This window comes from Desulfobacca acetoxidans DSM 11109 (assembly GCF_000195295.1).
Lineage (GTDB): Bacteria > Desulfobacterota > Desulfobaccia > Desulfobaccales > Desulfobaccaceae > Desulfobacca > Desulfobacca acetoxidans.
The window spans coordinates 829,010-841,400 of the sequence record NC_015388.1; the positions used below are offsets into that span (position 1 = coordinate 829,010).

General features: G+C 51.7%; 13 protein-coding genes. 2 read left to right on the forward strand and 11 right to left on the reverse strand.

Going from position 1 to position 12,391, the window contains the following annotated elements; genetic code table 11:
• Window positions 1-36: 36 nt before the first annotated feature.
• The 11 genes from DESAC_RS03495 to DESAC_RS03545 form a co-directional block, all read right to left on the reverse strand.
• Window positions 37-441, reverse strand: coding sequence for a response regulator (locus DESAC_RS03495; protein ID WP_013705698.1), 405 nt, complete (start codon window positions 439-441; stop codon window positions 37-39).
• Window positions 442-478: 37 nt separating this feature from the next.
• A complete protein-coding gene (locus DESAC_RS03500; RefSeq protein WP_013705699.1) occupies window positions 479-2,176 on the reverse strand; it encodes a sensor histidine kinase in 1,698 nt (565 codons plus the stop codon).
• Window positions 2,177-2,247: 71 nt separating this feature from the next.
• Window positions 2,248-2,763 (reverse strand): cyclic nucleotide-binding domain-containing protein, encoded by a 516-nt coding sequence (locus DESAC_RS03505; RefSeq protein ID WP_013705700.1) that lies wholly within the window; start codon window positions 2,761-2,763, stop codon window positions 2,248-2,250.
• 9 nt (window positions 2,764-2,772) lie between these two features.
• Window positions 2,773-3,945, reverse strand: coding sequence for a potassium channel family protein (locus tag DESAC_RS14990; protein WP_169311496.1), 1,173 nt, complete (start codon window positions 3,943-3,945; stop codon window positions 2,773-2,775).
• A gap of 102 nt (window positions 3,946-4,047) precedes the next feature.
• Window positions 4,048-4,614, reverse strand: coding sequence for an orotate phosphoribosyltransferase (gene pyrE, locus DESAC_RS03515; RefSeq protein ID WP_013705702.1), 567 nt, complete (start codon window positions 4,612-4,614; stop codon window positions 4,048-4,050).
• Between the two features lie 529 nt (window positions 4,615-5,143).
• Window positions 5,144-5,554, reverse strand: coding sequence for a cytochrome c3 family protein (locus DESAC_RS03520; RefSeq protein ID WP_041283782.1), 411 nt, complete (start codon window positions 5,552-5,554; stop codon window positions 5,144-5,146).
• A 6-nt stretch (window positions 5,555-5,560) separates the two neighbouring features.
• Window positions 5,561-5,935, reverse strand: a complete 375-nt coding sequence (gene queD / locus DESAC_RS03525) for a 6-carboxytetrahydropterin synthase QueD (protein WP_013705704.1) — start codon at window positions 5,933-5,935, stop codon at window positions 5,561-5,563.
• 5 nt (window positions 5,936-5,940) lie between these two features.
• Window positions 5,941-6,153 carry a hypothetical protein gene (locus DESAC_RS03530; protein WP_013705705.1) on the reverse strand — a complete coding sequence of 71 codons (213 nt, stop codon included), beginning with the start codon at window positions 6,151-6,153 and terminating at the stop codon, window positions 5,941-5,943.
• Window positions 6,146-6,397, reverse strand: a complete 252-nt coding sequence (locus DESAC_RS03535) for a hypothetical protein (RefSeq protein ID WP_013705706.1) — start codon at window positions 6,395-6,397, stop codon at window positions 6,146-6,148. Before DESAC_RS03535 ends, DESAC_RS03530 begins: the two co-directional genes overlap by 8 nt.
• A 200-nt stretch (window positions 6,398-6,597) precedes the next feature.
• Window positions 6,598-7,242 (reverse strand): HAD family hydrolase, encoded by a 645-nt coding sequence (locus DESAC_RS14995; protein WP_013705707.1) that lies wholly within the window; start codon window positions 7,240-7,242, stop codon window positions 6,598-6,600.
• Between the two features lie 21 nt (window positions 7,243-7,263).
• Window positions 7,264-7,866, reverse strand: a complete 603-nt coding sequence (locus DESAC_RS03545) for a CDP-alcohol phosphatidyltransferase family protein (RefSeq protein ID WP_013705708.1) — start codon at window positions 7,864-7,866, stop codon at window positions 7,264-7,266.
• A 355-nt stretch (window positions 7,867-8,221) separates the two neighbouring features.
• Between DESAC_RS03545 and DESAC_RS03550 the strand changes: the two genes are divergently transcribed.
• A complete protein-coding gene (locus DESAC_RS03550) occupies window positions 8,222-10,066 on the forward strand; it encodes a sensor histidine kinase (protein ID WP_013705709.1) in 1,845 nt (614 codons plus the stop codon).
• A gap of 40 nt (window positions 10,067-10,106) precedes the next feature.
• Complete coding sequence (locus tag DESAC_RS03555; RefSeq protein WP_052301881.1) at window positions 10,107-12,389, forward strand: sensor histidine kinase; 2,283 nt, start codon at window positions 10,107-10,109, stop codon at window positions 12,387-12,389.
• The last annotated feature ends 2 nt before the right edge of the window (window positions 12,390-12,391 follow it).

Here is a 12,391-nt window from a genome sequence, read left to right on the forward strand (position 1 = left end):
GAGGCGCTTCGCTTTCCCGCCCTGCAGCAGTTTAAGCTATCTTCTTTTTGGCTCGCCGGGGGCCGTTTCCATTGTCCGGCGGTCATAGGCCTGGCGCACCTTCTCCAGCAGTTCATCCAACGGCGCCGGTTTCATGACATAATCGAAGGCCCCTAGTTGCATTCCCTGGATGCCCGACTCTACCGAAGCATGGCCGGTTAGCATAATGACTTCGACATCGGGTTTTTGCGCCTTGATTATTTTCAGGGTTTCGATGCCGTCCAGTCCGGGCATTTTAACGTCTAAGATGACTACGTCAAAATCCTGGGTTTGGAGTATTTCCAGGGCCCTGTTGCCGTTTTCCGCCTCCTCCACCTGGATGTTGCGGTTGCGCAGCCGTTTTTGGAGAGTTTCCCGAAAATCTTCTTCATCATCTACCAGCAAAACTCGTAGTTCACTCATCTAACGTTCCCCCCTAACCCTAGATAAAGGCTCCGGTTTATTGATCGGCGGCGCCTGAAGTTGTCTCAATCGGTTCGGACGCTGGCAGGATAATGGTAAAAAGCGCGCCTTGGCCCGGTTTGTTCGCCACCGTAATCTCTCCCCCTAATTTTTTGATGATGCTGTAGGTAATTGATAAACCTAAGCCGGTTCCTTTGCCCACTTCCTTCGTAGTAAAAAATGGGTCGAAAATCTTTTTCAGGATTTCCTCCGGTATTCCTGGGCCACTGTCGGCGATGGTGATGGAGACTTTTCCGTCCTTCTCTAGATATCGGCTTGTAAGGGTGATCTCTCCACCCTTGCCGACGGCATCAATAGCATTATCGAAGATATTCAGGAAAACCTGCTGCAATTGCCCCGTATCACTTACTACCAAAGGTAGGTGGGGATCAAGCTCCCGGTGGATCTGGATATTGCGGAAATGCGCTTCGTTCTCTAGAAACCCGATGCTTTCTTCTAACACCCGGTTAACATCGACATTCTCCCGGAGAGGTTCATGGCGGCGAGCAAAGTCTAGCAGACGGTGGGTGATTTTCTTGGCTCGAGCAACATGGTATTCGATCTTGTCGACCGTATCCTGAAATTCTTCCAGGTCGGAGGTTCGATCAAAATCCTGTTCTCTGAGCAGGTCCTTCAACCACCCGGCCTTTTCGGCGATGACGGCGAGCGGGTTATTAATCTCATGCGCGATACCGGCGGCCATTTTCCCCAGGGCGGCCATTTTGCTGGACTGTAGCAATAGAGCATCACTGGCCGCCTGGTGGCGCTCGCTCACCATCAGGCGCTGCACCAATTTCCGGATGGCGTAGACCGCCACGCCGATAATCAATAATAATCCTCCCAAGCAGAGAAAAGCTACGATATATTTCGCCCGCAGCAACGGCGCCAGCGGCTCTTTGGGATCTTCATTGATAACCAGAACCCAGTCTTTATGAATTAGGGGGACCGCGGCATAGAGATGCTCCCTGCCGTTTAGGACCTTCATAGCCACGGTCATGGCTGGGGTTTGCGAAAAATCCGGTCCCGAAGGATGCTGCATCACCTCTCCCCCGTGGCGCGGTCTGGTTTGCAGGACATTGTCCCGGTTGATGATGAAGGCGTCGCAGGTTTTGCCGATCTGGGCCCCGCGCACAATCTCTTCCAGGATATCCGAGTTTATGGTGGCCCGTACGATATAAGGAGCAGCTTGGCCCCGCACCAGAACTGCGATGATAAAGTGGGGTATGTTTCGAAACCCTAAAAAGATGTCGCTGATATATTCTCCGTTCTGTTTTACCGCTTGGAACCAATCCTCATTCTGATAGTTTATCCCGCTCAAAAGGCTGCGATAGGGGCCGACATAGGCTAAGTGATTGCCTGCCAGATCCACAATACTTAAGTCCAGGAAAGATTTGGAGCGCTGCTGCATGACCTCGAAGGCCTGGCCGAGAAAGGCTTCATCGGTCATCTGTTTCAAGCCGGACGTATTTCCCAACATAAAAAGCTGAGAGGTGCGTTCACCCAGGAACAGATCGAGCGCCCCTCGGCGATTTTCAGCCAGAATCCTTAAATTTTCGCGTATTTTTGCTTCATACTGCTGGCTGAAATGACCGTACAGGACAAAGCCTAACAACAAAAGCGGCGCAGCGCAGAAGATGATGATCGTTATCTCTATTCTTAAGCTGAGTTGCTGGTATTTTTGATCCGAAAAGTTCAACGTTTTAGTTCTATGGTCAGAGAATTACTAGTGTCCGTCTGGAAACCCGTTTATTAAAGAAAAAAACCGCCTCACGATTCCAGGGCAATAGCGAGGGCGGTGGTCAGCTTCACCACTTCATCACTGCTCTTGCGGAGTCGATGGGAGAGATTTTTTGTTAGACGCAGGAGGATCTTGACCCCCATCTCGGGAAACTGCTCTAACAGGCGATAAAATGCATCCTTATGCAGCTCCAGCATCTGGCATGGAGTCAGGGCAGTGACCGTGGCGGACCGCACATCGCTTTCGATCAGGGCCATCTCTCCCAGGATGACACCTTCTTCGGCTCGAAACCGGATAATGACCTTGTCCCGCGGTGTCTCCTCATCGAGCTCCAGCACCAGGCGTTTGGTGATCTGCACGATGCCCTCGCACATGATATACATGGCGTCGCCTGAATCACCCTCCTGCATGATGACTTCGTTTTCGCCAAAATTTCGCATCACCGCTGCCCTTAAAATCTGCTGTAATTCTTCATCGGTTAATTCCTGGAGAAGATGATTCTTGCGAATATATGTCAGATACCCTTCGGCGGGTGTGCTGATCATGGCTTTCCCCTAATTCAATAACGCCGAGGGTTGTTTGGTGGCGATCACTACTGCTACCTCGTGAGGAGAAATGAGATGGTCATCCGGCGGATTAATCTGGAACTCAATTTTTTGGCGTCCAAAAAGATGGGTTTTACCAGCTTCAGCAAACTTGCGATAGATAAATTCATCAATGGCGGTCGGCTCCGGAGACAACAATTCCTCCAGGCGGATTTTATATCCTTCGGAATATAAGCCGATGAGCAGGGCTTGATGTTCCTCACGCAGGAATTTTGCCAAGTCCTTAAATTGTTGGCCATGAAAACGCGGTGGGATTTTTACTGCCCAGAAATTGGAGCCCTCGGGCGACAGGAGACGCTGCAGGATGCGATACAGACCTTCTGCTTCGGTAGTGCAGGCTATCAAGGCACTGTCATATTCCCCTCGAATAATAATATCCTCCACATGGGCCCGTTCCAGATGGGGACGATTTTCGGGAAAAATGAGTTCAGCGGTAATCCTGATTTTGGGGTTCAAGGCCTTTACCGTCAACGCAACGAGGAGAGTTTTTTGGTCAATCTGTTCCCGAAGCAACCCCTCATCGGTTCTATCCGCCAAGATTATGACCCTGCGGGCTTTACTAAGGTTGGTTTTTACGAGTATCTCCTCACGGGAGCAATCCCCCCTGACAAAATGGAGATTATAATCATGAAAGGAGCCCTTTATTTCTTCGAACTGGTCTGGCAACAGACTGTTGACTAAAACGATAGGAGTCCGCTGTCCCAAGCGAAAAAACAGGTTGCGTAAAACCTGTTCCCCCCCCCGATTCCAACCCAGGACTATGATATGGTCATGATCACCTACTGCTTCCAAACCCCGTTCCCTCCGGATTTTACGTTCAATAAAGATGGAGGCAATCGTCGCAGTCACCAGGGAGAGGGAGATCAGTCCGGCAATCATCAGCCCAACGCCAACCAGGCGTCCGCCGATGGTTTGTGGCACGACATCACCATATCCCACGGTGGTGATAGTAACCACCGCCCACCAGATGCCACGTCCAAACCGCTCCCTGAAAGATCCCTCTCCCAATTCTTGGAAGGCAAAGCCCAGACCTCCCAGTATAATAAGCCCCAAAACGGCGCTCAGGAGGAGAAAGATCCTCTCCTGTCGCAGGGTGAGAAAGAACTGTCGCAGATAGCACAAACCTTGCCTGCTCGACCGGCATAATCCGATCACCAGGTCAGTTGGACGGAACTGCAACCTTCGGGTTATAAAGAAATAACTGCGGAAGTCCATTCACCTTGCTTATTGCTCACCAGTTTGAGCCAACAGGTCCTGCCCGGTAAAAATTGAGTTTAAGTCAAAACCGGCCTGGCCCAGGCGTTCTCGCGCCCCTTCCTGCCGATCTACGAGGCAGAGCACCCTGGCGATCTGCCAATCCGTCTCCTCCTGGACCCGTTGGATTGCCTGTAAGAGTGAACCGCCGGTGGTGGCCACATCATCCACTATTGCCACTCTGGCGCCCGAGGGGAGACTAGGCCCCTCGATGGACCGGCGCTGTCCGTGCTCCTTAGATGCCTTCCGGACTATAAAGGCCTGAATAGGCGTGTGCCTCGCAAAACTCAGGGCTGCCACGGCCGAGACGATGGGGTCAGCCCCTAAGGTAAGGCCGCCGATGCCGTGTACCTTGCATGGTAAAAGGACTTCCAACATCATCTGGGCAGTCAGAAAGGCTCCTTCGGCCGACAGGGTGATGCATCGGCAATCAATATAGTAGTTGCTGCGCCTTCCGGAGGAAAGCACGACCTCCCGCCGGGCTACGGCCTGCCGCTGCAACAAGGCAAGCAATCGGTTGCGAGCTGATGTATCCAATGCACTATTTTCCTTTCACCTGTGCAGAACTTAATTTCTGGCCGATAACCGGAAACCGGAAACTTATATAAAAACAGTGAGCCGTGAGCCGTGAGCCGTGAGCAGCGAAAACATTATTGTGAGCAGCCGCCACGATTCTGTTTTTATGCTTCGTTGTGTTCGGCAGAACATGTGGACTTATATGGAAACAGTGCTCTTAAAGACGGCGGGCGCGGCCCGCCCTATGAGTAAATTGCCAATAAATTATCGATAATGGGATAGGGCGTCCCATGGCCGCCGCTTTTGTTTAACTTGGTCGATGAGAAAAAATTTATATGAAAACAGCGAGCAGTGAGCTGAAAAAGCATTATTGTGAGCAGCCGCCACGGTTCTGTTTTCATATTTCGTTGTGATCACCAGAACATGCCAATTTGTATGAAAGAAGGTGGTGCAGGCTTTGCAGCCGGCACGCTGATGCACAGGCCAGGAGGCCTATGCCACCAATCATTCTTTCATGCTTCGTTGTGTTCGGCAGAACATGATGACTTTTTTAAGGGACGCGATGGCAGTCCTGGCACCGTATCGGCCCGGCAGCGCGACTGTGCTGCCTCAGTTTCAGATGGCATCCCTTACACTGGTGGTGAAAGGCATTCTTGAGGTCTAAACGCCTACCGACGGTCTCCAGGGTATGACAGGCCTCGCAACTTTGTACCGGCATTCCCGGCCGCCACTGATTTCGCCCCCCGGTATATTCATGATGGCATTTTAGGCACTCGACCCCGGCAGCCTCGTGGGTGGAATGGCTGAAAGATACCGGCGCCTTGGTCAAGGGTTTAAGTTTCCGGCTTTGCAGCAGTGTCTCTGGGTTAGGTTCGGTACGGCCAAAAACCTGAACTGCCAGAAGTATCAGGATTACGAAAAATACCAGGCCATACATACACCCGGCGCTCTGCGGTTTCATCGGCATCTAGCCGGCGAGGAAATACGAGGCGCTCGTATTGTCTGATTCCCACACGGAAATCCTCGAGACGGTCACCCGATCATTATTGATTGCCGCTCCTAAACGCTCAAAGAGATAACGGGCTATATTCTCCGAAGAAGGATTCTGCGTCTTAAAGGCCGGCAGCTCATTCAGAAATGTGTGGTCAATTTCGGACAGGATTTCATGGGCACGGCTTTTGATCTTGCCGAAGTCCATGACCAACCCGGCTTCATCCAGGCCGTCCGCTCGAAGAAAGATTTCCACTTTCCAATTATGACCGTGCAGGGCTTCGCATTTACCGTAAAAATTATCCAGCCGATGGGCGGCGGCAAATTGGGTTATAACTTTTAACTCATACATGATGGTTATCCACTTCTGGAGCTTTTAAGATTTTTCAGGCGATTTTGCATCCGGGTGATCAGGTTCTTGAGGTCATTTTGCATGGCCGCCAACTCCTTATGGCGCTTGGCGTCGATCTTTTTAATCTCTTCCAGCCAGAATTCGACCACATCCTGTTCCCGCTGCCGGATTTCGCTCTCGAGCCGGTTTTTTATCTGCTTGATCAGGGCTTCATCCATCAGACTGCTCCGATTCGAGGACTGCCTTATACGCCATACCACAGACGCTGCATTCCCCTTTCTCATTGAGAATGCCGATACAGGCGCCGTCCGGGCACAATATCCGGTTAGCTAAATCAGGCGGCAATTCCACCTCTAGCTCAGCTCCGCAATGGCAGCAGAATTTCCCTTCCGGCAAGGTTTCTCCGCCACATTGCGGGCATATCTGCATTTTCCAATCACCGCCGCAGTGGGGACACTTCATAGGCATTCCTCACTTGATTGATTGTTTAGCCAATCTACCGTCCTTCTGCCCGCCTGTGGTTCCTAAGACCCCAAGCATGGGCCCAGAAAGCCTTCCTCACGGTAGATACGCCTCTTGATACCGCAAAAATGGTGTCCTGTCAATCGGCCAGTCATACCCAATTGCTATGCAGACACGCCCTCAATAAGAGAGCCAGGCACTTAAAAACGACAAATGGGCCACCGGCGCTGGCGCGCCAAGACCAGTAACCTGAAGGAGGGATTGACCACCACTGGTCGGCCAATATGAAGCAGCAGCGGCAGATCTGAGGAATGATCGGCATAGGCGGTGGATACAGAAAGATCAATCCCATTGCGCCGGGCCAAGTCTTGCAGCAACTCCAGTTTATGTTTTCCCCTTGGGTGAGCACCTGATATCCTGCCCGTATAACATTCGCCAGCAGTCTCTAATTTTGTGGCAATAAGCCAGTCCGCATCCAAATCCCTTTGCAGCGGCGCCATAAGACATTCCAGGGACCCGGTCAGCACGACAATCCTGTGTCTCTGGCGCCGATGGTCCTTAAGGCAGGTCAGACCCTTGGGGCTCAGTCTCGGTCGGATAAGGCTTCGATAGCAATCGTCCGCCAGGCTATCCACCTCTCGTACTGCTAACCCCTGCAGATATGATTTATTGGTATAACGATCTTCCCAATTACCGATCAATTGCTGAAAATATCTGGTGGCCTGCCGCCAGGCGATTTTTTTCCGCCAGATGAGGAAGCCAAAAAAAAGGCGCTCTGTGGGTACCCCTATTAGGGTGCGATCAACATCAAAGATTGCAGCTTTATCAGATACCGGAACCATCATTATCGGATAATCTTAGCGGTCTCAGGTGGTCTGTTTGGAGAGATAAATCCTGCTGTCAGTCAGAACCGGTATACCTCGCACCAGACACAGGGCCGAGACAAAGTAAATGAGAGCCTGATTCATGGCCTCCAGGGCCGGTAGATACGGACAATCTCGCAAGGCCAAGGCGTAAGCCAGAGTTAATTGGCAGAACACCCAGGCCTTGGCGAACCCGTACAGGGCCCGCATAAATCTTGAGGACACCAAAAATTTGCCCCAAGAGGAATGCATCATACCAAAGACCGATTTCCCCTGCTGCAGGGCCACCCCCCGCAAGCCGTCTACTATGAATGATCGACAGAGAAATATTATCGAAACCCACAAGGGCGCCTGTCCGATATAAATGAAACTGACCCAGAGAATATTTTCCACCGCCCGGTCCACCGCTACATCCAACACCGCACCGAGATCGGTCACTTCACGCCTCAGACGGGCGACATAACCGTCAAACCAGTCCATGAGGAATAAGATGATCAGGAGAAAAAGGCTGATAAATCTCAACTCAAAACGTGGGGCGAGCAACAGCACCAACAGAATAAACAGCACCGGTAAACGACACAGCGTGATAATATTGGCCAGCGTCATAGTAGAATAACCTGATAAGGATAGATTTTTGAGGTTACAATGAAAATCCCTCTATCCCTTCTTTTTCAGGGGCGATTTTAGGAAGGCTGCCCTATCCTTTCCCTTTTCCAAGAGGAAGTCCGAGAGGATTTTTGTTCATTATGGCGGTGAACTTACAATCATGATTATTTTAGTTACCATAACAAATTATCTGGTGCGAGACAATGAGATTTGGGAGTGAAGCCGTTTGCGCCTTTTTAGGTATGAGACCAATGCCGCCTCGGCACGCCCCGCGCGGTCCTGGAAGTCGAGCTTGCGAAAGCTTTTTATCAATGATATTATTAAAATTTAATTTCCATGATGTTGCTGCCAAGATATGGGTCCTCTTTTTTATCGCTTAAGTCAACTGCGCGTCCGCACGGTCATAGCATCGATCCTGATTGCCACGGTGCTCATTGCCCTCGGTTTGTTCTCGGTCTGGGTTTGGGCCGGCAAAAAAATGGAACGGATTATCACTGACCAATTCAACGAACAGCAGCTCATGTTAGCCCGCAAAATCGCCGATAATGTTGAAGTTTATGTTGATTTCTTAGAATACCAGTTAGTAAGCTACGCCCAGGCATATCAGGTGGAAGGCATCAGCCTTTCTCTTTTCCGGGATTTCCTGACCCTCCAGATAGACTATCTGAAAGACTTCGGCATGTTGGGGATAAGGGTATACGATACTGAGGGGCAGTTAGCGAATACTCTTTCTCCTAGAGATTTTTTTGATCCAGCGCGTTCAGAATCCCTACCGGCGAAATACCTTGCTTGGACAAAAAACCCAAAGAATAAAAACCACCTGTTCCTTACGGAAATCTTTACCTGGCCCGGCCCCCCCTGGCGGGGACAACGGGTAATGGCGATCTTGACGCCGCTTTACAGGTTGATGCCTAACTCAAAAAATACCACCCACCCACAATTTAACGGCGTCTTAGAGATTATTTTTGACCCCCTTTTCATCTGTGGTATGGTCACCAGAGATATCCGCTCCGGCAAGACCGGCTATCCCATGATAATCGATCAAGATGGCTTTTTTTTGGCACACTATGAAAAGCCTTTTATAGGTCGTCAACAAAATATAGTCCGGCAAGAACGCAACCCGACGCTGTCTTATGAAAGGATTGATAATATCGTAAACAATTATATGCTTCGGGGGCGCGAGGGCACAGACTGGTATATTTCCGGCTGGCATCGCGAGCGGGTGGGAGAAATTAAAAAGTTGATTGCCTACACCCCTATCCGCTTTGACAAAGGCATGATTCGCGGCATCACACAGGTGGAAGGCGATGGTAGGAACCTATGGGGTGTAGGGGTGGTGGCACCCATAGAAGAAGTATATGGTCTGGTCAGGACCTTTCAAATTAATCAAGGACTGTTTGTCGGTTTTTTCCTGTTTCTGCTGATGGGCGTCAGCTATCTGCTGATCGGCGCGGTCTATGGTTGGAACCGGGTACTCGCCCAGGAAGTGGAAAGCAAGACTGAGGCCTTGCGGCAGAGCCATGAGCGTCTGTTGCGTTCCGAACGATTTGCCGCAGTAGGAGAAGCCGCGGCCTATGTTAGCCATGAAATTAAAAACCCGCTCATGGTCATCGGGGGTTTTGCCCGCCAACTCGAAAGAAATCCAGAAGTATCCCAAACCGCCAGCTCCAAACTGCGAATTATTATTGATGAGGTAAGACGCTTAGAAAATTTTTTGGGAGAATTGCGAGATTTCACCCGTCCGGCGCCTCCGTTTAAGCAGGAGGCCGATTTGAACGAATTGGTTCAGGACGTCGCCGCCATGATGGGAGAAGCGACCCAAGAGATGGGTGTCAAGATAGAAACCAAATTGGCCAATACACTGCCACTGGTAAATTTTGACGCCAATCAGATGAAGCAGGTGCTCATCAATCTGGTAAAAAACGCTCTGGAGGCAACTGATTCCGGCGGGGTTATTACCATTTCCACCTCGGCTTGGGAAGATCAGGTGCGACTGTCGGTGACTGATACCGGCAAGGGCATTCAACCGGAGATCATGCCACAGATTTTCAACCCTTTTTTTACCACTAAGAAGACGGGCACCGGCCTCGGATTGGCCGTCATTAACAAAATTATCGAAGATCACAACGGCGCCATCACCGTTGAAAGCTCCAAAGATCGGGGTACCACCTTCACCATCAGTCTGCCGTGCCAGTCGTAGCGAGCCCGCCATGCTGGCCCCCACACCGTCCAGACTCCCCATGAACCAAGAACAGCAGGGAGAATTCAAACGCCGTCGCCGGGAGAAGATCATCATCGGGATCATCATCCTGCTGGTTATTGCCATAACCTTGGTGGAAGTTTATCTGGTGCGGCATCGGGGGGAGTCCATCACCAGCAGTCTGCTGGCCTTCGGTCTAGTAAACCTCAACACTATTCTGTTGTTGTTCCTGACCTTCTTGATCTTCCGCAATCTGGTCAAACTAGTGCTGGAACGGCGCCAGCGGATATTCGGTTCCAAACTCCGCATCCGCCTGGTGTTAACCTTTGTCTTTCTGTCGCTCTTGCCAACCCTGTTGATGTCATTTGTGGCCTTCGAGTTTATCTCCGGCGGGACCGAATATCAGCTCAGCGCCCAGGTAGAAAGATCTCTGGCTAAATCCTTAGCTCTCAGCCAGTCTTATCTGCGCGGCATGGAAAGAAAAGTCCTGGTCTGCGGCCAACTGCTGACTCGCATCATTCAGGAGCAGGAACTATTGGGACAGGACGGCCGGGAATTAGATGATTTTCTCAGGCAGAGCCGACAACAATATCAACTGGATAATCTTGAGGTATTTACTGCCGACGGTAATCGTCTCACCTCGGAGGACACCACCCCAGACGGGATTCCCGGCACTGATGTCGACCTCTTGGCGGCGCTTCTAAAACTCGATCATAATCAGGTGCATCGACAGATGGAGACAAGCGGTGAGGTAGTGCGCGGCATCTTTCCCATACCGCTTGTCCCTGATTCCCTATCGCCCTCGGCCTTCCTGGTCGTCAGCCAGTTGATTCCGGGGCCGATTTTGAAACAAGTAGCCGACATCCATCAAGGTGTAACGGAGTTGAGGCGTCTGCAGTATCTGTTGCGGCCAGTACGGGTAAGCCGTTACGTGGCACTGGGGGCCGTAAGCCTGCTGGTCCTCATGTCCGCCGTCTGGCTGGGCATGTATATGGCCCGGGAGATAACCACGCCCATCCGTCAGTTGGCCGAGGGCGCCCTGAAAGTGGCAGACGGTGACTACAACATCCATATCAATCTGGAGGGGAAAGATGAGATCGGCTTTTTAGTCCAGTCGTTTAACAAGATGACCCAGGACCTGCAGCAGAGCCGCGCCCAACTCGACGCCGCCAACCAACAGCTTTCTCAGAAAAATGAGGAGTTGGAAGCCAGACGCCAGTACATGGAGATTATCCTCAAAAACGTCGGCGCCGGCGTCATTTCAGTCGATGCCGAGGATCGTGTAACCACGATGAACCACTCCGCCGAACCTATCTTCGGAGTGGCCGCCAAGGATGCGTTGGGACAGAGCATCCACCGGCTGCTGCCGGAGGGTGAATCAGCCAAGTTGGCCGATATTATGTCATGGGCGCGCCAGACTGCTCGAACCTCGATAGAGAGACCCCTGCAACTCAACCTTGCCAGCCACGTTCTTACCCTGATGGTGAAGTCGACGGTGCTCAAAGACGAAGAGGGAAGTTATGTGGGTATGGTTCTGGTGTTTGAAGATATGACGGAGCTGTATCGGGCCCAGCGGGTGGCCGCCTGGCGGGAGGTAGCCCGGCGCATTGCCCACGAGGTGAAAAATCCCCTCACTCCCATTCAACTGGCGGCCCAACGCCTCTGGCGGCGCTATGCCGATAGACTGGGCGATGATGCTCAAGTTTTTCAGGAATGCACCCAGATGATTATTCACCAGGTAGAGGAGCTTAAAAATCTGGTTAATGAGTTTTCCCGTTTCGCCCGCCTGCCGCACCTGACGCTTTCGCACGAGGATGTCAACGAGCTTATCAGGGAGACTCTGGTGCTCTACCAGGCGAGCGAACCACAGGTAGTCTTTGAATTCCAACCTGACCCCCAGTTGCCTTTCATACCGCTGGATCGGGAACAACTGAAGCGGGTCCTGGTTAATCTCTTGGAAAACGCCATCGCCTCGGTCAACCGGCAAGGTTACATCTTGCTTCAGTGCCGCCACTTGCCGGCCACCGACCGGGTTCGCCTGGAAGTGGGCGACAACGGCAAAGGTATCCCGGATCGAGATAAGGAACGCATTTTTGAACCTTATTTTTCTACCAAAATCACCGGCGCCGGTCTGGGGCTGGCCATCGCCAAGGCCGTCATCTCGGAACACCGCGGCCGCATCTGGGTGGAGGATAACCTCCCCCATGGCAGCCGTTTCATCATTGAACTGCCGGTCAGCCATAAGGAGCCGGAACCTGGCGGTTTAGCCAAGGAACCGGATCCGGCGCCGATCATAGCCGGTGATATTGGGACATCGGAGTAATC

What these genes read in the sequence shown, in the direction of transcription:
- DESAC_RS03530 (WP_013705705.1), bottom strand. Translation starts at nt 6,153, where the DNA reads ATGGATGAAGCCCTGATCAAGCAGATAAAAAACCGGCTCGAGAGCGAA.
- DESAC_RS03520 (WP_041283782.1), bottom strand. Translation starts at nt 5,554, where the DNA reads ATGAAACCGCAGAGCGCCGGGTGTATGTATGGCCTGGTATTTTTCGTA.
- DESAC_RS03495 (WP_013705698.1), bottom strand. Translation starts at nt 441, where the DNA reads ATGAGTGAACTACGAGTTTTGCTGGTAGATGATGAAGAAGATTTTCGG.
- DESAC_RS03555 (WP_052301881.1), top strand. Translation starts at nt 10,107, where the DNA reads ATGAACCAAGAACAGCAGGGAGAATTCAAACGCCGTCGCCGGGAGAAG.
- DESAC_RS03505 (WP_013705700.1), bottom strand. Translation starts at nt 2,763, where the DNA reads ATGATCAGCACACCCGCCGAAGGGTATCTGACATATATTCGCAAGAAT.
- queD (WP_013705704.1), bottom strand. Translation starts at nt 5,935, where the DNA reads ATGTATGAGTTAAAAGTTATAACCCAATTTGCCGCCGCCCATCGGCTG.
- DESAC_RS03550 (WP_013705709.1), top strand. Translation starts at nt 8,222, where the DNA reads ATGGGTCCTCTTTTTTATCGCTTAAGTCAACTGCGCGTCCGCACGGTC.
- DESAC_RS03535 (WP_013705706.1), bottom strand. Translation starts at nt 6,397, where the DNA reads ATGAAGTGTCCCCACTGCGGCGGTGATTGGAAAATGCAGATATGCCCG.
- DESAC_RS14995 (WP_013705707.1), bottom strand. Translation starts at nt 7,242, where the DNA reads ATGATGGTTCCGGTATCTGATAAAGCTGCAATCTTTGATGTTGATCGC.
- DESAC_RS03545 (WP_013705708.1), bottom strand. Translation starts at nt 7,866, where the DNA reads ATGACGCTGGCCAATATTATCACGCTGTGTCGTTTACCGGTGCTGTTT.